An 18,331-nucleotide genomic window follows, 5' to 3' on the forward strand; every position below is an offset into this window, starting at 1 on the left:
TCTGACAACCGGACTCGCGACAGCGGCGGGGCTCGGCGAGGAGCGCACTCGACGATGACCGACTTCGGCCACGGATCGGGCGCGGCGGAAACCCCCGATTTCCCCGGACCGGTGCACGAGATCGGTCCGGCGACGGCAGCGGATGGGCCGGGAATCACGCGCGTGCATCTGCTGGCCACGCGCGATACGTTCCAGGGTCGACCGAACAACCTACTGCTACTGTCGCTGGATGAATTCCTGCTGACGGATTTCGCGCCGCGCAAACTCGCCATGTGGACCGATCTCGGGGCCACCGGAGACCCGGGTCTGCTGGTCGCGCGAACGATCGACGGCGAGGTCGCGGGTTTCATCCATTCGGGCATACGCGAGGACGAACATCGCCGCATCGGCGTCATCGAGGCCTGGTACGTCCACCCGGACTGGCACGGTCACGGCGTGGGACGCGACCTGATGCGGAGCGCGCTCGACTACCTCGAACGGGCAGGCGCCGAACAGATCCACGCCGACACGACCGGGGGTACCAAGGCAGTCGAGCGGTATGAGGGTCACGGCTTCCGGCAGTCCGCCGAAGTCGCCACCGTAACCGCCCTGCAGGACCGGACCGGCATTCCGACGCCCCAAATCCTGATGGTCCGAGACTGTTCCGGCTCTCGGTCGGCCGCCGCGAGCACGGAGACCCCGGTTCGTCGTCCGCACTGACCGCCGGGCGGGGGTCGTTCCCGGCCGCGTCTCACTGGCCGAGATTGCCCGAGAATTGCCGGGTCGGGTCGGCGCATGATCGAGGTGGACCGATGGACAGGTTCGGACCGGTACGTATTCGAGGCGGGAAGGCTGCGGCGTTCTCGCTGTCGGGGCAACGGCGCCCATGACGGTGACAATGGGGTCTCCTCGGGACCGGTTCGACATGACCGATGGCGTCGGCGGCGCGGTGACACCAGCCCGGGGGACCCGCGTGATCTACGGTGGTCCGACGGTCGGGCCGTTTGCCGCCGGAGGTTGCGGGTAGACGACGGACATGATCATCCTCGAGGAGGCCCTCGGTCGCCCGGTGCGGATCGACGAGGCCGCGATCGTGGTGCCGGTGCGTGATGAGCAACGGTTACTGCCGGGTTGCCTGGACGCCCTGCATCGGTGTGCGGAGCGCGTGGCCGTTCCGGTCCGGATTCGGGTCGTGCTCGATGCGTGCAGCGATCGCTCCGCGCGGGTGGCCGAGGCCGCCGGGGTGGAGGTGACGGCGATCGATGCGGGCAATGTCGGAGTCGCCCGCGCGGCCGGGTTCGCCGCGCTCGGACCCGAATGCGGTGCGCGCACCTGGTTCGCCACCACCGATGCCGATTCTTGTGTCGATGGGGACTGGTTGGATCGGCAAATCCGCTACGGCGAGGCCGGGGCGGGAGTGGTCGCCGGAGTCGTGCGGGTGACCGGTTGGGATGGGTACTCCCCGCAGGTGCGCGCGCGGTACGAGCGCGCGTATCGGCGCGAACGCGCGACCGGACACGTACACGGTGCGAGTCTCGGTTTCCGGGCCGATATCTATTGGCGCACAGGCGGGTTCGCGCCCCTGAAAACCGGGGAGGATGTCGAGTTCGTGCGCCGCGCCGAGGCGCGGGGCATCGCCGTGGTGTGGGCCGAAGACGTCCGGGTGGCCACGTCCGGGCGTCGCATCGGGCGTGCGCCCGATGGATTCGCCGCGCACCTGCGCCGGCTGGAGGCATGTTCGCCGGAGGCCGAAAGTGCGTGAGCGCTCCGCGGAATTACGCGATCGGCTGCGGGAGCTGTCGAACGCGGGCCGACTACTGCTCCCCGTCCCCGGACAGGGGGCGACGCCGCGGCGATTCCGCGAGCTCGCGCAGTTGAGCGCCGAGGACACCGTGCTGGGACGCCTGGCCGAGGCGCACGCCGACGCGGCGGCGATCCTGGCGGAACTCTCGGGCCCCGCACCCGGGTCCGGGCAGCTGTGGGGGGTGTGGGCGGCCGAACCCCCCGAACCGGTTTTGCGCGCTCGCGACACCTCGTCGGGCTGGGTGCTCGACGGGCGCAAACTCTGGTGTTCGGGTGCGAACCTGTGCACCCACGCCCTGGTCACGGCCCGCGCCGGGGCGGAGCGCCGCCTGTTCGCGGTGCGGCTGACCCAGTCCGCGGTGCGCCCGGTGCCTTCCAGCTGGCATGCGGTAGGCATGCGCGAATCCGATTCCGGCGCGGTGGATTTCGAGGGCGCGCAGGCCACGGCGGTCGGCGGACCCGACGCCTACCTGGACCGCCCCGGCTTCTGGCACGGCGCGATCGGAGTTGCGGCGTGCTGGTACGGCAGCGCGTGCCAGGTGGCGCGCCCGCTGTACGAGCGTGCGGCCAAGGGCCGGGCCGACGAACACGCGCTGGCGCATCTGGGCGCGGTGGCCACCGCGTTGCACGGCGCGGGGCTGGGGTTATCGGCCGCGGCGGGGGAGATCGACGCCGACCCCGCCGGCGATATGGTCACCGCCCGCATTCGCGCCCGCACCGTGCGGGCGCTGGTCGAGGACGCGGTCACCACGACGGTGGATCGGGTCGGACGGGCTTTGGGGGCCGGGCCGCTGTGCGCCGATGCCGAGCACGCCCGGCGGGTCGCCGACCTCACGGTGTACGTCCGGCAAAGTCACGCCGAAGTCGATCTGGCCGACCTCGGCCGCGATATCGCCGAACGGGAGTTCACATGGCCGGACCTGTGATCGATGTGGCGGCACGGGGATTGCCCGAGGCGCGGTGGGAATCATGGCGGCGGCGCTGCGCTCCGCTGCGCTTGCCGGATTGGCGTGAGCTGATCGTCATGGCCGCCCATCCCGACGACGAGGTGCTGGGCGCGGGCGGTCTCATCGCGTCGGCGCGCGCGGCGGGCATCGCGGTCACCATTGTCACCGCGACCGACGGGGAAGGCTCCCATCCGGATTCGCCCACCCACAGCCCGTCCCGGCTGGCCGCCCTCCGCATCGACGAAGCACGCAGCGCCGCAAGCGAATTGAATGCCGACCCACCCGTGCGCCTCGGACTGCCCGACGGCGGCCTCGCCGCGCACGAGGACCGGCTGGCGGCCGAATTACGCGATCTGATCGGCGATATCCGCCGCCCCGGCGTCGTGTGCGCGGCGACCTGGCGGTACGACGGCCATCCCGACCACGAGGCCGTCGGTCGTGCCGCGGCCGCCGCGTGCGCGGCCACCGGGACCGATCTGCTGCACTATCCGGTATGGATGTGGCAGTGGGCCACCCCGGACCATCCGCTCCTCCGGGACTGCGTCCCCGCGCGGCTGACCCTGACCCCCGCCGCACACGCCGCGAAATGTCGTGCCCTCGAGTGCTTTCGCAGCCAGTTCCTGCCCCTGTCCGATCACCCCGCCGACGCCCCGATCGTGCCCCCGCACGTGCTGCGCCGATTCACCGGGCCGACCGAGACCTACCTGCGATGAAGCCACCCCGCCTGCCCCCGGAGTACTTCGAGGAGATGTACGCGCACAGCGCCGACCCCTGGCAGTTCACGACCCGCTGGTACGAAGAGCGCAAACGCGCACTCACCCTGGCCGCCCTACCGCGCCCCCGATATCGCAGCGCCTTCGAACCAGGCTGCGGCATAGGCGTTCTCACCCGGGAGCTGGCCGCGCGCTGCGATCGGATCCTGGCCACCGACATCGTCGAGAACGCCTTGCGCGGTGCCGCCGACCGGCTCGCCGAGATCTCGGGGACGGTGGAACTGCGCCGCTGGGCGATCGGAGACGACTGGCCCGCAGCGCATTTCGACCTCATCGTGCTCAGCGAGGTGTGCTACTACCTCGACGCCGCGGCCCTGCACGCGACACTCGACGAACTCCTGGGCCATCTCGACCCCGGCGGCACCCTGGTTTGCGTGCACTGGCGGCATCCCGTCCCCGAGTACCCGCTGACCGGCGACGAGGTCCACGCCATCCTCGAGGGCCATCCCGGTCTGGCCCGGCTGGCCCGCTACGCCGACGACGACTTCCTGCTCGAGGTGTACACACCGGCAGCGTCCGAAGCCGGTTCCGTCGCCCGGAACGAAGGTCTGATCTGAACTCCGAAATCGGCGTCGAGATGATGTCGCTGACGAATAGCCACGGCATCGACGGGTATGCGACACCCATGGAGATACTTCTGATCGTCGCACTCGCAGTGCTGGTCGGTGTGGTTCTGCTGCGCCGACGGTGGTCGGGACGCGCGCCGGACACCGACCTTTCCACCGGCAATCCGCCGTCCAGCAAGAACATCGACGATATCTGACCCGCCACGGCCTCATTCGCGGGCCGGGTACATGCCCGAGCGCCGATAACCGCCGTCCGGGTTTGTGATCGATGGCGCGGGTAAGCGATGAACCGCGGAACCGTCGACGTCGCGAACCGCCCGGCAACTGAACGATTGCGGGCCGCGATTGCGGGAATCGCCGGGGTATGACGATGGTGATCGGTACCTCCGGATGGCAGTATGCCGATTGGCGAGAGGTGTTCTACCCGAAGGGCGTCGCACAGCGGCGCTGGCTGGAGCACTACGCGCAGTCGTTCGCGACGGTGGAATTGAATGCCGCGTTCTACCGTCCGGTCTTGCGCACCACCTTCGAGGGCTGGCGAGAGCGCACACCGGACGATTTCGTGATGGCGGTGAAGGCCAGCCGGGTGATCACGCATTATCGGCGACTACTGGATCCGGAGATGCCGCTGGAGCGATCGGTCGAGGCCGCGCGCGGGCTCGGCGACAAATTGGGTCCGTTGTTGCTGCAACTACCCCCGAACCTGCCCGCCGAGCCGGACCGGCTGAATGCGGTATTGGAACTGGTCCCGGCGGATATCCGTGTGGTCGTCGAGCCCCGGCACGAGTCCTGGTGGACCCGCGAGGTGCGCGGGGTGCTAGAGGCGCACAACGCGGCACTGTGCTGGGCGGACAGACTGGATCAGCCCGTGACACCGTTGTGGCGCACCGCGGATTGGGGCTACCTGCGTTTCCACGAGGGCACGGGCGAGCCGTCGCCGAGTTATCGTGACAAGGTGCTGTCCGAGTGGATCGCCCGCATCGACGAGTCGTGGGACCGCGATCGAGATGTCTTCGTGTACTTCAACAATGACCCGGGCGGTGCGGCCGTCCTGGACGCGATCCGCTTCGCCGATTTCGCCCGTGCCGCGGGTCGTCCGGTGGCCCGCATCCCCCGGCTCGCGGACGTCCCGAACCTGAAACCTGCTGGGCCGGTGGGGAAGTGGGCTCCCTGGTGATCGTCTCCCACCCGCGGGATTGAGCCGGTGGATCCCGGGTAGTTCGGCCTCGAACCATGCCGAGCATGCCACGATCTCGGTCCGGCTGGGCCGCTGGTGAATTCGGCGTGTGCCGCGCTCGACGAATTCGAAATGTTTGACCACACTCGTCAGGTCGAGCCGATCACGATCGATACCGGTGCGACCCGCGTCGCTGTGGTCGAGATGCCCTGGCAACCGGCTGTCAAACCGACGAACCTCGACGGATGAATGCGTCCGGGCGCGATTCGAGCGCGCCCGAGAACACCTCGTCCACCGGGCGGCGCGGTGTCTCCGACAGCGGTCCCGCACTCGAGTGCATCCACCCCGCGCGCACCATGGCTTGCGGATACGCCCCCTCGCACAGGGAGAATCGAATCTCCTCGCGCAGATCGGGGATGCCCAGTGGTTCGGTCTGGACGCAGGTGGCCAGGTCCAGTTCTGTGGCCGCGAGCAGCAGTGCGCTGAGGGTCTCACCGGCGCGCAGCCGCGCGCGGCGATCGTCGTGCCGGGTGCATACGATCAGCCACTCGGCATCGTCGACCGCACCCGCGGCATCGATGAGAACGGAATCGGCGAATGCTCGAATGGGCAGTTCGTCCTGCGGTCGCACCGCGGTCGTGTTCCGCGCCGGAACCCCGTCCGCTCCGCGGCGTCGGCCACTCCATTCGGCCAATTCCACCTGATAAAGCGCATCGTCGGCATGGCGATCGGCGGCGGCACCGATCAGCGTGCCGAGTCGAGTCCGCGCGTCGTCGTGCACGGTGCGCACCTCGGCGCCGAAGCGCGTGGCGAAATGTGCGGCCGTGCGCATATGCGCGCGGGAGATCTCCCCGTTGCCGAAGCGGCGTCGATCGCTGTGCCGCCGCAGGATGGCCGCGGCCAGACAGATGTCGGTCCCCGTAGGTTTGTGCCGGGCCAGCCGCAGGCCGGCCAGCAGATCGGGTACGCGCGGTTCGGGCAGATAGATCACTTCGCTCGCCCAGCCCAATGCCGACAGCGCCACCCGCATATGGTGCAGGGTCGCGCCACAGCTCAGCACCAGGGCGCGCTGTTCGGGATCTGTCGCGGTGAGGTGACGCGACCGATCGGCGTAGAGGTGCAATTCGTCACCGGCGAATCGCCAGCGCCAAGGCTGCGAATTGTGCACCGATGGCGCACGGCGCGCGAGTTGGATTGCGGCCCTGATCGTTTCGGTACCGGGCTGGCACATCATGGCTTCGGTGCGGTTCCTTTCGACTGGAAATGATCCGCCGTCCAGTCTTGCCGCGGGCCGGGCCGGTGGCATCGGGAGGAAGGTCATCGAAATTCGGTGACTTCGGGGCATTTGTGGTGATCTGCGCGATACCGCGGGTGTCAATCGCGCGGGTCCGATGCGAAGCCGAGCCGGGCGGCCATGACCGCCGCCTGGGTGCGTCCCTCCAGATCGAGCTTGCTCAGCAAACGTGAGACATAGTTCTTCACCGTGCGTTCGGACAGGAACATGCGGCGGGCGATCTGCCGGTTCGTCAACCCTTCGCCGAGAAGACGCAGCAGCGCGACCTCCCGGTCGGTGAGATCCCGCACCGGATCGTGCCGGTCGGCGGCACCGGTGCGCAGCGCGCGCAGCACCGCGGCGGTGGCGTGGCTGTCCAGCAGAGACCGCCCGCGGGCGATATCCCGGATGGCGGCCAGCAGCCGCGGCCCGCTGACATCCTTGATCAGGTAACCCTCGGCCCCGGCCAGGACCGCCTCGACGACATTCCGCTCCTGCGCGAAGGAGGTCAGCATGAGGCAGTGCAATCCGGGCCGTCGGCTCAGCAGATCACGGCACAGGTCGATTCCACTGCCATCGGGCAGCCGGACGTCCAGTACGGCCACATCCGGTTCCAGTCTCGGCAGGAGATCCAGTGCCTGCGCGCGATTCGCGGCCTCACCCACCGTCCGCATATCGGGCTGGGAGTCGATGAGGGATCGCACACCGATGCGAACCACTTCGTGATCGTCGACGAGGAAGACCCCAATCATTGCCGCACCCTTCGTCGCAGATCGGGAACACGCGCTCGCAGGTGGCGATTACCCGGCAACCTCGACGGCAAACGACGCGGGCGATCAGCCCCGTACGGTTTGCCCGGATTCGTCTCCGGCGCGCAGTTTCGCCAGCAGTGGTTCGGCGGCCTCGGCGAGAAAGCGGTCCTGCTGTTCATCGCCCACCTGTACGAGCGCGATATCGGTGAAACCGGCGTCCTGATAGGGCCGTACCGCGGCGGTGATCGCGTCGAGATCGGGGCCGCACGGGATGTTCTCGGCCACATCGTGCGGGCGGACGAACTGCGTGGCCGCCGCGAACGCGGCGGGGGTGGGCAGATTGGCGTTCACGTCCCAGCCCCCGGCGGACCAGCGGAACTGTTCGTGCGCGCGCTGAATTGCCTTGTCCCGGTCGGTATCCCAGCTGATCGGCAATTGCCCGGTCACCCGGGATCGGGGTGCGTCGGCGGATGCGGATCGAGTGTCCTGCCAGGATCGTACGAGGTCGGCGTCCGGATCGGTCGCGATCATCTCATCGGCCAGCGGGGCGAATCGTCGCACCGATCGCGGCCCAGACACCGCGACCGCTATCGGTACCGGCACCTGCGGCAGGTCCCAGATGCGTGCGGCGTCGACCCGATACCAGTGGCCGTGCGTGCTGACCGTGGCACCGGTGTGCAGTTCCCGGATGATGCCGATGGCTTCCTCGAGCCGGTCCTGTCGTTCCTCGAGCCCCGGCCAGCCCGCGCCGATCACATGCTCGTTCAGGCTTTCCCCGCTGCCGAGCCCGAGCGTGAACCGTCCCTGCGCCAAAATCTGCAAGGTGGCCGCCTGCTGTGCCACGACCACCGGGTGGTACCGCATGGTCGGGCAGGTCACATAGGTCATGAGTGGAATGTGCCGGGTCGCCTGCGCGACAGCGCCGAGGGTCGTCCACGCGTGCGGTGCGTGCCCCTGTTCCTCGAGCCACGGTGAGTAGTGGTCGCTGCTGACCAGGAAATCGAATCCGGCCTGCTCGGCGGCGACCGCGTAGCGGACCAGCTCACGGGGACCGCTCTGCTCGGTCATCAGCGTGTATCCGAATCGGGTCATTTCTGCTCCTCTCACGGACGGTTCCGAATGTTGCCTGGTATGCGCTGGAGATAGCCGCGCAGGCGAAACCAAAACCGGGAGACCGGTTGTTGCCTACACCATCGCCTCGGCCCCCGCCCCCTGCCCGGGTTGTGGATTCGGGGTGGCGATCAGGTCATCGGGTGCGCCCTGGCACAGGCTGAAGAACTTCTTGGCCGCATCCTGGTCCAGCACCCAGGCGACGGCCGTATCGATTCCGGTGATCATGGCGGTCTCCCGTCGTGAATTCGCTTGTGCGGCAAGCTATTGCGCTACCTCGCGCTTGCGTTCCTTCGGCGGCGGGTCGAATGCCATGACGCCCTCGCTTTCCGTGTCCGATGAAGCGAACCGAAATCGACGGTGGAAGCCTTTTAGGACAGTAATTGTCACCAATGCCTGACCCGTCTTTTCGGGCTTGCATTCGGTACCTGGGTACAGGCTTACCGTGGGTTCATGACGATCAACACCGGTTGCACCGGCTGGGTGCCGGACGCGTGCACCCTGCCGACCGCCGCGCAGCGGAACCGGATCGCAGAGTTCGACCAGTTCTTCACCACCTCCGCACGTGCCTTTCGCCGGCCCGGCCCGGTGAGATTGGAGGTGGTGGTCGACCCGGCAGCCGAAGCTCTCGCGCGAGAGCTGGCCGGGCGCGAGTCGAACTGCTGCTCGTTCTTCACCTTCGAATTCACCAGCACCGCAGAGGGATTGGTAATGGCCGTCGGAGTTCCTCCGGCCTACGTGGAAGTATTGGACGCCTTCACCGCGCGCGCTCGGACCGGGATCGAGGCCGGGCGGTGAGTGCGTTGCGTACCGGCGAGTTGGCGGCCGCGGCCGGAGTCAATGTCCAGACGCTGCGCTACTACGAGCGCCGGGGCCTGCTCGCCGAACCCGAGCGCACCCTGGGCGGGCACCGGCTCTACCCCGACGGCGCGCTGACCGTGTTGCGGTTGATCAAAGCGGCCCAGCGCCTCGGATTCACCCTCGAACAAGTCGCCGAACTGCTGGAAGGTACCCGAGTCGGCTCCAATCGGCGCGCGGACGCGGGGTTGCGGGCGCGAGTGAGCGGCAAGCTCTCCGAGATCGACGCCGAACTCGCCGAACTCACCGAAGTCCGCGACACCCTGCGCGCCGCACTGGCGGCCGGGTGCACCGACCTACTGGTGTGCGGTGAATCGCCCGGGTGCCCCCTCCCGTTCGACGGCTTGCCAATGACCACTCCTTCTCTGTCCTGAACGCCCGCCACCTCGGCGTGCGAGACCGAGGCGAGGTCGTGGCCACGGGCCCGACCTCGCCCCGGCGTGTGAGACCGGGCTGACTGCTTAACCTGACCTCTCACATCGGGTAGCCCCATCGCCGCAAGCTATGCGTGGTCGGCGCAACTCATTAGATCTGGTAATCGTCAGAGCTACTTGGGCATGCGTTCGTGCAAGGTCAGCAGGATGTGGTCGAACGCGGCCATGGTCTCCGGACGCGGTGCGGGCACGGTCGGCAATTCGAAAACGAGCTGCTGGGCCAGATCCCGCAATTTGACATTGGCTTCCTGGGACCGCCACACCAACACCTTGAACGCCTGATCGGCGCTGATGCGGTACATGCGCATGAGCACACCCTTGGCCTGTTCGATGACCGCGCGCGCCTCCAGCACCTGTGGGAGTTGATGGTCCAGCGCACTCTGCTCGGCCGCGGCGAGGGTATCGGACAGATCGATATAGAACCCGGTCGTGCCGACGGGCGCGCCGTCATCGCCGTAGATACGGTCCGCGACCACCATGACATTGTGCTCGTTGCCGCGGGTATCGATGAACCGATGCCTGCTCGAGAACGGTTCGCCACTGGTGATCGACCGCGCGATGGTCGCGGCCACCTGCTCGCGATCGTCGGGATGCTTATGGGACAGCATCAATTCGGTGGTCGGCTCGACCTCGCCCGGGATGTATCCGTGCATCCGGTACACCTCCGGGGACCAATCCCAGCGTTGGGTACCGAACCAGAACCGGAAGCTGCCCGCTACGGGACCCGGACGCGAACCATCAGCAAATACGACCGGGTCTTCAGGCTGCCCGACAGTTGAACTCACCACGCCATTATCCCCCGTGGTGTGCGCTTCGGTCGTCACAGCAGCCCGGTCCGGCGGGCATGTTCGACCGCGGATCGGATGCGCGGCGGGCTGGACTCATCGAAGAACGGGCGGCAGGCCAACAACCACACGGTCATGGCCGTCGTCCGGTGGTGGTCGAACAGGTGTGCGGATCGCGGGCCAATGTCGCCGCCAGTCGCGGACCCGATATCGACGCCACCATCGGCATCATGCGCACGGTCCTGGCCGCGCACGCGTAAACCCGCACGCCATGGGCGGAGCAAAAGTGGAATTCGACGTTTCAGTGAAGCCATCAGAATGAAACATCGGTAGGTCAACGGTATCGTGACCCGCGGCGGTCCGAAGTTTATCGGGTTGCGTTTCAAACATATTGGGAGATGTATGCGTTACAGGAAGTTCGCCGCTACCGCGCTCATGGCTGCCGCTGCGACCGGTATTGCCGCCGGGACCGGTTATGCGGCTCCGGCCGATCCGGCTCCGGCCGCCGTGCAGCAGGTGACTCCGGCTGCCGAGGCACAGGGGCAGGATCACGGGGTTGATTACTCGGTGAAGTTGGCTGATGCCGGGAATACCGTCGTCACCCGGGTGACCGGGGGCGCGTTCAGCCTCGATGCCGATGGCAAGGCCGTCACGCTGAAGAGGCAGGACGGACAGGTCGTGGCTCAGCTGCCGTTGACCGGGAAGGCGGGGCAGCAGGAGATCGCGCTGACCGCGGCGATCGATCAGGACGGGCGGCAGCTGTCGCTGACCGCGCCCAAGGATGTGTCGGTCGAGTTCATCGGATCGCAGGAGTGGTTCTTCTCCGAATTGCAGCATGCCGCGCTCGGTGGCGTCATCGGCGCGATCGTCGGTGCGTTCTTCTTCGGGATCGGATTGCCGTTCGGTGCGCTGATCGGCCTGCTCATCGCGGGCGGACAGCCGCTCATCGATTCGGGGTCCGCGTACTTCAGTGGGCAGCCCTGAGGATTCTGATTCTGGGCGGCACCCGGGAGGCCCGGGAGCTGGCCGATATCGCCTCCGGTGAGCGGGGATTGGACATCGTCTCCTCGCTCGCCGGTCGCGTGCGCGCACCCGTCCTGCCGGTGGGGCAGGTGCGGGTGGGGGGATTCGGGGGAGTGGACGGGCTGCGGGAGTGGCTGGGCGAGAACGAGATCGACGCCGTCGTCGATGCCACGCATCCGTTCGCCGGGGGGATGACCGCCAATGCCGCGCGGGCCGCCGCGGACGCCGGATTGCGGGTGCTGCATGTGCGCCGCCCGGGATGGCGGGAACGGCGGGGGGACAGATGGATTCGCGTACCCGATGGCAAGGCTGCCGCGGAAGCCATTGCGGGACTGGGGGATCGGGTCTTCCTGACCATCGGGCGGCAAGGGGTGGCGGCGTTCGCCGGAGCGGGGCAGTGGTTTCTGATCCGCGCCATCGATCCGCCCGAGGATGCCGTTCCGGCGCGGTATGAATTGCTGCTGGCGCGTGGACCTTTCGCGCTCGCGGAGGAGATCGCACTGCTGCGAGAGCATCGCATCGAGGTCGTGGTGACCAAGGACAGCGGGGGAGCGTTGACCGAGGCCAAGCTCACCGCCGCCCGCACCCTGGGTATCCCGGTGGTGATGATCGATCGCCCGCCGCTGCCTGAGGGGGCGCTTCAGGTGGAAAACGTTGCCGCGGCCCGGGATTGGCTGCGGCAACTCGGTTCAGGAGAGTCGGCTGGTGGGCTGGAGTAGCTCGGGCAGCCGGTCGAACCAGGCCAGTACCGCACGCTCGTAGCGGATGCCGAAGTCGACGGTGGCCCGCTCGAACGGCGACAACTGCTGTTCGTCATGGCTGCCGAGGTATCCGGAGAGGCGCTGTTCGTGAATCACCCGATTGGTGGCGATGATTCGGTCCAGGCGGGAGCGTTCCACGAACTCACCGAAGGACAGGGTGAGTAGCAGTGGCACCCGGATGGTTTCGGCCCCCGGATCGCGGGCGATCCACTCGGCGAAGGCTTCCCGGCCGTTCTCGGTGATCCGGTACGGGGTGCGATCGCGCGCACCTGCCTCACCCTTCTCGACCAGACCGATCTGGTGCATGGCCGCCAGTTCGCGGTAGACCTGGCTCTGGGTGATGGTCCAGAAGTCGCCGATGCGATCCTGCGCCTGGGCGACCAGATCCCAGCCGGACATATCGCCCCGGTGCAGGAAACCGAGTAGGGAAGCGGCCGTCGAATTGAGCGGGCGCCGGGTCTTTTCCTCTGCCACTGCACTCCTTCCAGCCTGTATTCCACTATGGAATATTAATCGCCGTATCGGCGGGAGGTGTACACCCTCGGTCCGTCCGGCGCGTCGAACAGCCTGGTGGTGGAGGCCCCGATGATCAGCAGGGTGCGCATATCCACTTCGTCGGGGTTCAGTTCGGCCAGGGTGGTCACCCGCACGGTCTCGGTCGGGCCGCCCACATCGCGGCCGATCACCACCGGGGTCTCGGGCTTGCGATGCTCGAGCACGAGATCCCGCATGGCCCCGACCTGCCACTTGCGTTGCGAGGAGGCCGGGTTGTAAACGGCGAAGGCCATATCGGCCGCGGCCACGGCGGAGATCCGCCCGGCCACCACCTCCCACGGCTTGAGCCGGTCCGAGAGCGAGAGCATGGCGAAATCGTGGCCCAGCGGTGCGCCCATCCTGCTCGCCACGGCATTGGCCGCGGTCACGCCGGGGAGCACCCGCACCGGGACATCCCGCCACTGCGGATCGGCCGACTCCTCGACCACCGCCGCTGCCATGGCGAATACCCCGGGATCCCCACCCGAAACAACCACCACCTTGTGCCCATTCTTGGCCAGGTCCAAAGCCATTGCGGCGCGCTCTGATTCGACCTTGTTATCGCTGGAGTGGCGGCGCTGGCCCGCGCGCTCGGGGACCCGGTTCATGTAGGTCGTATAGCCGACGATGTCGGTGGCTTCCGCGAGCGCCCGCGTGACCTCCGGTGTAACCCAGTCGGCGGCACCGGGGCCCAAGCCGACCACGACCACCTCGCCGATCGAACTACCCTGCGCCGCAACCGATGCGGTCGCATGAGATGTGACCGCGGTATCGTTCCGCTCGGTGGCTGCCGCCGTGGACGCCGCGCCGGTCAAGGCGATTCGGGTCTCGGGCTTCGGGCCCGGCACGATGGTGATGGCGAAATACGGCACGCCGGCCTCGTCCACCTCGGCGGCGCGCAGCACCCGCTGCCGGGCGGAGCTCGCCCGCTCCACGTAGTAGGCGTCGTCCAGGCGGCCCGAATCCGAAAGTGCCTGGCGCACACCGGGATACATCCGCCCCAACTTCATGATGGCCGCGGCGTCGGTGGTGCGCAGCCGCTCGGTGAGCTCCTCGACCGGCATGGTGCCGGGCAGTACCGAAAGCACCTGCTCGCCCTCGACCAGGGGCGTGCCCAGTGCGGCGGAGGCGGCGCTGACCGAGGTGACGCCCGGAATGATCTCGCTCTCGAAGCGATCGGCCAGGCGGCGATGCATATGCTGAAAGGAACTGTAGAAGAACGGATCTCCGGCGGCGAGCAATGCCACCGAACGCCCGGCGTCGAGGTGCTCGGCCAGCCGGGCGGCCGCGGACTCGTAGAACTCGTCGATCGCGCCCTGATAACCACCCGGATGGTCGGTGGTCTCGGTGGTCACCGGATACACCAGGTGTTCTTCGAGCTGCCCGGCCCGCATATACGGCGCGGCAATGGCCCGCGAGATGCTGCGCCCGTGCTTGGCGCTGTGGAACGCGATCACATCGGCCGCGCCGATGATCCGCGCAGCCTTGACCGTCACCAGTTCCGGATCGCCCGGTCCGAGGCCGACGCCCCAGAGCTTGCCGCTCATTCCTGTTCGCTCGCAATCGCATTGAGGGCGGCGGCGGTCATGGCACTGCCACCGCGTCGTCCGCGCACGGTGAGGAATTCGATATCCCCGTATTCGGCCAGGGCCTGTTTGGATTCGGCCGCGCCGATGAATCCGACCGGAATCCCGATCACCGCCGCGGGTGCGGGCACACCGGCGTCGAGCATATCGAGCAGATGGAACAGCGCGGTCGGGGCATTGCCGATCGCCACCACCGCGCCGTCCATACGATCGCGCAGGAGTTCCAGTGCCGCAACGGATCTGGTATTGCCCATCGCTGCCGCGAGCCCGGGCACCCGGGGATCGCCCAGCAGGCACAGCACCTCGTTGTCCGCGGGCAGCCGCTTGCGGGTCACCCCCGAGGCCACCATATTGGCATCGCACAGAATGGGCGCTCCGGCCCGCATGGCCGCGCGCGCCGCGTTCACCACACCATTGCTGAACTCCACGTCCGCGGCCAGATCCACCTGCCCGCAGGCATGGATCATGCGCACCACGACCTGCGACACATCCGCCGGAAAGCGTTCCAGATCGGCTTCGGCGCGAATCGTGGCGAACGAGCGCCGATAGATCTCGGCCCCGTCGGTGAGGTAGCTGGTACGCACGTCGGACATGGCCTCCACCCTAGATTTGGCCCCCGCGACGGCCGGGGGCGGGTGGTCTGGGCCGTCGCCTGCGCGCTGTGCCCTCAGGTGCGCGGACGCTCCAGCAGCCGCGACATGACAATGCTGCTGCGGGTGCGGCCGACCCGCGCGTTCTCGCGAATGCGCTCCACGGTCACCTCGATCTCGGCCATATCGGTGGCCATGACGTGCACGAGCGCATCGGCCTCACCCGCGATGGTCCAGACTCCGACGACCTGCGGAATAGGTTCCAGGCTCTTGCGCAGTTCGGCGGGTGAGATGTTGTCGCGGTAATAGACCTCGACATACGCCTCGGTGCGCCAGCCCAGCGCGGCCGGATTGACCAGTGCGGTGAAGCCGGTGATCTGCCCGCCCGCCACCATCTTGTCCACCCGCCGTTTCACCGCGGGCGCGGACAACCCGACCACCGCGCCGATCTCCTGGAACGATGCCCGCGCCTGCTTGAGCAGATGGGCCAGAATCCGACGATCGAGCTCGTCCACCACGACGCCTTTCGCTTGGGCGCAACGATTAGCTACAGAACCGCGAATCTACGCAACGATTCGCTATTTCAAGCGCAACGGTACGCCATTTACCTTCGTGACCAAGCTGTGTACCGCACAAGTTCAGAAGGAGCCTCGTTGACCTCCGTAGCCACGCTCCGCGCTCCAGAACCGGCGGGCGCTCGCCGCCCCACCCCGCGCCGGTATCTCATGTGCCGACCCGATCATTTCGACGTGTACTACGCGATCAATCCCTGGATGGACACCTCGGCCCCGGTCGACCGGGCCCTGGCCCTGGCGCAGTGGGAGAACCTGCGCGCCACCTTCGAACGGCACGGCCACACCGTGGACGTGGTCCAGGGTCTGCCCGCCCTGCCCGATATGGTCTTCGCCGCCAATGGCGGTCTGGTCATCGGGGAGCGCGCGCTCTCGGCTCGCTTCGCCAATCCAGAACGCGCCGCCGAGGGCCCGGCCTATCACGATTGGCTTGCCGCGCAACGGTTCACCAGGGTCGCCGCCGCCCGCGAAACCAATGAGGGCGAAGGCGATTTCGCCATCGCACCCGATCGGATTCTGGCGGGCACCGGTTTCCGCAGCTCCCGCGCCGCACACGAGGAGGTGCAGGAATTCTTCGAATTGCCGGTCATCTCACTGGAATTGATCGATCCGCGCTTCTATCATCTCGATACCGCGCTCATGGTTCTGGGCGACACCATCGCCTACTATCCGGCGGCCTTCAGCGGTGAGAGCGCGCGCCTGCTCGCGACCATGTATCCGGATGCGATCATCGCCACCGAGGACGATGCGAATGTGCTGGGCCTGAACGGTGTCTGCGACGGCTACCACGTCTTCCTCAGCGATAAGGCGGTCGCCATCGCCGAGCAGTTGCGCGCCCGCGGCTACGAACCGGTGGGCATCGACCTGTCCGAACTGTTGAAGGCGGGCGGCAGCGTGAAATGCTGCACCATGGAACAGCATTCGGTCAGAACGGCAGTGGCGCCCGCCATGGACTGACCGCCGGATCGTTCAGCGGATGCGCCAGCACCAGGAAGCGCAACAGCATGAGCGCGCCGCTGATCTGCAGAATCGCCAGCGGAATCTCACCGATGATCGCCGTGCCCACCGACACCCAGACGTCGCCGGGCTCGGCGGTCACGATATCGAACCAGGCGTCGACCAGCAGCAGCATGCCGGTGGCGAAGGCGGGCAGGAGCAGGAACACCCGCCGTCGCCAGCCCAGATAGGCCGTGGCCCCCATCATGAGCACCAGCAGGACATCGAATCCGATCCAGGTCAGCGACCAATTACGGGCGTGATAATCGGCGGGCAGCGTCATCCCCAGATAGATGATCCACGGAATCAGAATGAGCGACCCGCCGACCATCAGCGTCAACCGAATCCGCCGATGAATCCTCACCACTCGCGGCGGCGGCAGCACCCGCTCCGCGGGCTGCAACCGTGCGATCAATGCGCGACGTTCCAGATCGGACATCGCCGCGATCTCGTCATCACTCAGCGTCGAAATGGTCATCGGGCCTCCCGCACACGAACCGTCTGCGCCGATCAACAATCCAGGCTGCCGGAACCATCCATTCTTCACCGAAATCGGCCGCGGGCGGGTAACAACCCGGTGTGATCAGTCGGCGGGGTCGAGTCGGTAGCCGTCGGGGGTGGCGGTGATATCGGTGACGGCTGCGCGGGGGCGGCCGCAGTGGCGCTCGCAGCCGGACCAGTGTTGCCGGCCCGCCGCGACGATGTCCTGCGCGCCGAGCGTGGTTCGGGTGGATTGTGGTGTGGCGGTGGGGATTACACGTCCGGATTCGACGGCCGCGGTGACGTCGGCGCGTACGTCGGTGAGGGATTTGCCGCAGCCGGGTTGGCCTGCGCAGGCGCTGACCAGCAGCCAGGGGGAGTTGGCGTCGAAGATCAGGCCCATGGGGGCCAGTACTCGGACCACCTGTTCGGCGGTCCATTCGTCCATATCGGTGAGGACCAGGCTGCGCCACGGGGTGAGCAGGATCGGTCGCTCCACGGCGGCGACGAATTCGGCGGTGCGCGCGGGCAGCGAGCCCAGGCGCACCCCCGCCCCGAGGGCGACGAGATCATCGGCCTGGGTCAGCCAGCCGATCGGAATATCCTGGCGCGCGGTCACTTCCACGACCTCGTCGGCGGTGGCCAGATGCGGCCGGGCGGTCAGCAGGCGATCGGTGAGGCGGGCGCTGCCATCGGGGATTTCGTGCAGTCGCCACTGTCCCTCGCGCAGGTCGAGGAATCCGTGTGCGGCGGCGAGCATCAGATCGACGGCCTCGGCGGCGGAGACCCGCACGCCGCTGTCCGCGCCCGCGAGCAGCAGCGCGAAGGTATCGCCGTCCACCGCGTGCACGCCGATATCGCCGCCGAGCCCGCTCACATCGCCGCGCCCGTCGTCGAGGGTGAACAGCACGCGCCCGGACAGGCCGGCCAACTCGGCGGCACCTTGCAATCCGGTGTCGAGCGCGGGCACGAGCGGATGCACATCGGCCCAGCCGCCGACCCGTCCGGCCAGGGGCGAGGCGATGATATTGCGAATCCGCTCATGGGTGGCGCTGGGCAGCAACCCGGCCGCGGCCAATCGCTCCTGTAGCGCGGCCGCGTCGCGAACCTGCCGCAGCTGCGCGTTGCCGCGCGAGGTGAGTTCGATATTGCCGTCGCCCACGTCGCGTGCGGCGTCGGCGAGCGCCTGCAATTGTGGCGGCGTGAGCTGTCCGCCGGGTACACGAATGCGGGCGAGGGGCCCGTCGGCGGCATCGTGCAGACGCAGTACGCCCGGGCAGGAGTCGGGATTTGTGCGGGTCATGGCCTCATCAGCGTACGGCGCAGGACGGT

Annotated in this window: 23 protein-coding genes; 12 read left to right on the forward strand and 11 right to left on the reverse strand. The window is 67.8% G+C overall.

Annotated elements, in window-relative coordinates:
• The first annotated feature begins 54 nt into the window (after positions 1-54).
• The 7 genes from NA10_RS03045 (at position 55) to NA10_RS03075 (ending at position 5,245) form a co-directional block, all read left to right on the forward strand.
• Positions 55-699, forward strand: coding sequence for a GNAT family N-acetyltransferase (locus NA10_RS03045; RefSeq protein WP_067563016.1), 645 nt, complete (start codon positions 55-57; stop codon positions 697-699).
• 316 nt (positions 700-1,015) lie between these two features.
• A complete protein-coding gene (locus NA10_RS03050) occupies positions 1,016-1,741 on the forward strand; it encodes a glycosyltransferase family 2 protein (protein WP_067563019.1) in 726 nt (241 codons plus the stop codon).
• Positions 1,734-2,708, forward strand: coding sequence for an acyl-CoA dehydrogenase family protein (locus NA10_RS03055; protein ID WP_373862333.1), 975 nt, complete (start codon positions 1,734-1,736; stop codon positions 2,706-2,708). Before NA10_RS03050 ends, NA10_RS03055 begins: the two co-directional genes overlap by 8 nt.
• Positions 2,693-3,442 carry a PIG-L deacetylase family protein gene (locus tag NA10_RS03060; protein ID WP_067563021.1) on the forward strand — a complete coding sequence of 250 codons (750 nt, stop codon included), beginning with the start codon at positions 2,693-2,695 and terminating at the stop codon, positions 3,440-3,442. The genes NA10_RS03055 and NA10_RS03060 overlap by 16 nt, the downstream gene beginning before the upstream one ends.
• Entirely contained in the window at positions 3,439-4,059 is a 621-nt protein-coding gene (locus tag NA10_RS03065) for a class I SAM-dependent DNA methyltransferase (RefSeq protein WP_067563024.1), read from the forward strand. The genes NA10_RS03060 and NA10_RS03065 overlap by 4 nt, the downstream gene beginning before the upstream one ends.
• Before the next feature lie 20 nt (positions 4,060-4,079).
• On the forward strand, positions 4,080-4,265 hold the full coding sequence (locus tag NA10_RS03070) for a hypothetical protein (protein ID WP_067563027.1): 186 nt from the start codon (positions 4,080-4,082) through the stop codon (positions 4,263-4,265).
• Between the two features lie 167 nt (positions 4,266-4,432).
• Positions 4,433-5,245, forward strand: a complete 813-nt coding sequence (locus tag NA10_RS03075; RefSeq protein WP_067563030.1) for a DUF72 domain-containing protein — start codon at positions 4,433-4,435, stop codon at positions 5,243-5,245.
• A gap of 223 nt (positions 5,246-5,468) precedes the next feature.
• Here NA10_RS03075 and NA10_RS03080 read toward each other — a convergent pair whose 3' ends face one another.
• From NA10_RS03080 to NA10_RS36375, 4 genes are all read right to left on the reverse strand, one after another.
• On the reverse strand, positions 5,469-6,479 hold the full coding sequence (locus NA10_RS03080) for an Acg family FMN-binding oxidoreductase (protein WP_067563033.1): 1,011 nt from the start codon (positions 6,477-6,479) through the stop codon (positions 5,469-5,471).
• 140 nt (positions 6,480-6,619) lie between these two features.
• The gene (locus NA10_RS03085) at positions 6,620-7,270 is read right to left on the reverse strand and encodes a response regulator (protein WP_067563036.1); all 651 of its coding nucleotides are present in this window, start codon (positions 7,268-7,270) and stop codon (positions 6,620-6,622) included.
• A gap of 84 nt (positions 7,271-7,354) precedes the next feature.
• A complete protein-coding gene (locus NA10_RS03090) occupies positions 7,355-8,362 on the reverse strand; it encodes a TIGR03557 family F420-dependent LLM class oxidoreductase (protein ID WP_067563039.1) in 1,008 nt (335 codons plus the stop codon).
• A 93-nt stretch (positions 8,363-8,455) separates the two neighbouring features.
• A complete protein-coding gene (locus NA10_RS36375; RefSeq protein ID WP_157555984.1) occupies positions 8,456-8,608 on the reverse strand; it encodes a hypothetical protein in 153 nt (50 codons plus the stop codon).
• A 225-nt stretch (positions 8,609-8,833) separates the two neighbouring features.
• Here NA10_RS36375 and NA10_RS03095 point away from each other — a divergent pair, with 225 nt between their 5' ends.
• Both NA10_RS03095 and NA10_RS03100 read left to right on the forward strand, forming a co-directional pair.
• A complete protein-coding gene (locus tag NA10_RS03095) occupies positions 8,834-9,178 on the forward strand; it encodes a hypothetical protein (protein WP_067563042.1) in 345 nt (114 codons plus the stop codon).
• Positions 9,175-9,612: a MerR family transcriptional regulator gene (locus tag NA10_RS03100; protein WP_067563045.1), complete on the forward strand. Its 438-nt coding sequence runs from the start codon at positions 9,175-9,177 to the stop codon at positions 9,610-9,612. Before NA10_RS03095 ends, NA10_RS03100 begins: the two co-directional genes overlap by 4 nt.
• A 173-nt stretch (positions 9,613-9,785) precedes the next feature.
• On the opposite strand, the gene NA10_RS03105 is transcribed toward NA10_RS03100, so the two are convergent.
• On the reverse strand, positions 9,786-10,457 hold the full coding sequence (locus NA10_RS03105; RefSeq protein WP_245676993.1) for a PAS and ANTAR domain-containing protein: 672 nt from the start codon (positions 10,455-10,457) through the stop codon (positions 9,786-9,788).
• A gap of 402 nt (positions 10,458-10,859) precedes the next feature.
• On the opposite strand from NA10_RS03105, the gene NA10_RS03110 reads away from it, so the two are divergent.
• Complete coding sequence (locus NA10_RS03110) at positions 10,860-11,441, forward strand: DUF8020 domain-containing protein (protein ID WP_067563048.1); 582 nt, start codon at positions 10,860-10,862, stop codon at positions 11,439-11,441.
• The gene (locus tag NA10_RS03115) at positions 11,438-12,199 is read left to right on the forward strand and encodes a cobalt-precorrin-6A reductase (protein WP_067563201.1); all 762 of its coding nucleotides are present in this window, start codon (positions 11,438-11,440) and stop codon (positions 12,197-12,199) included. The genes NA10_RS03110 and NA10_RS03115 overlap by 4 nt, the downstream gene beginning before the upstream one ends.
• Here NA10_RS03115 and NA10_RS03120 read toward each other — a convergent pair.
• The 4 genes from NA10_RS03120 to NA10_RS03135 all read right to left on the reverse strand — a co-directional run bounded on the left by NA10_RS03120 (position 12,170) and on the right by NA10_RS03135 (position 15,466).
• Positions 12,170-12,715: a PadR family transcriptional regulator gene (locus tag NA10_RS03120; protein WP_067563051.1), complete on the reverse strand. Its 546-nt coding sequence runs from the start codon at positions 12,713-12,715 to the stop codon at positions 12,170-12,172. The two genes, NA10_RS03115 and NA10_RS03120, sit on opposite strands and share 30 nt — an antisense overlap.
• Before the next feature lie 35 nt (positions 12,716-12,750).
• The gene (gene cobJ / locus NA10_RS03125) at positions 12,751-14,322 is read right to left on the reverse strand and encodes a precorrin-3B C(17)-methyltransferase (RefSeq protein WP_067563054.1); all 1,572 of its coding nucleotides are present in this window, start codon (positions 14,320-14,322) and stop codon (positions 12,751-12,753) included.
• Positions 14,319-14,954: a precorrin-8X methylmutase gene (locus NA10_RS03130; protein WP_067563204.1), complete on the reverse strand. Its 636-nt coding sequence runs from the start codon at positions 14,952-14,954 to the stop codon at positions 14,319-14,321. The genes cobJ and NA10_RS03130 overlap by 4 nt, the downstream gene beginning before the upstream one ends.
• 74 nt (positions 14,955-15,028) lie before the next feature.
• On the reverse strand, positions 15,029-15,466 hold the full coding sequence (locus tag NA10_RS03135) for an Lrp/AsnC family transcriptional regulator (protein ID WP_067563206.1): 438 nt from the start codon (positions 15,464-15,466) through the stop codon (positions 15,029-15,031).
• Positions 15,467-15,604: 138 nt separating this feature from the next.
• Between NA10_RS03135 and ddaH the strand changes: the two genes are divergently transcribed.
• Positions 15,605-16,480 carry a dimethylargininase gene (ddaH, locus tag NA10_RS03140; protein ID WP_245676994.1) on the forward strand — a complete coding sequence of 292 codons (876 nt, stop codon included), beginning with the start codon at positions 15,605-15,607 and terminating at the stop codon, positions 16,478-16,480.
• Here the strand turns inward: ddaH and NA10_RS03145 are convergent.
• Together NA10_RS03145 and cobG are read right to left on the reverse strand one after the other, a co-directional pair.
• A complete protein-coding gene (locus NA10_RS03145) occupies positions 16,449-16,997 on the reverse strand; it encodes a hypothetical protein (RefSeq protein ID WP_067563060.1) in 549 nt (182 codons plus the stop codon). The two genes, ddaH and NA10_RS03145, sit on opposite strands and share 32 nt — an antisense overlap.
• Positions 16,998-17,102: 105 nt before the next feature.
• Complete coding sequence (cobG, locus tag NA10_RS03150) at positions 17,103-18,302, reverse strand: precorrin-3B synthase (protein ID WP_067563063.1); 1,200 nt, start codon at positions 18,300-18,302, stop codon at positions 17,103-17,105.
• Positions 18,303-18,331: the final 29 nt, after the last annotated feature.

It is taken from the genome of Nocardia acidivorans NBRC 108247, assembly GCF_001625085.1.
Classification (GTDB): Bacteria; Actinomycetota; Actinomycetes; order Mycobacteriales; family Mycobacteriaceae; genus Nocardia; species Nocardia acidivorans.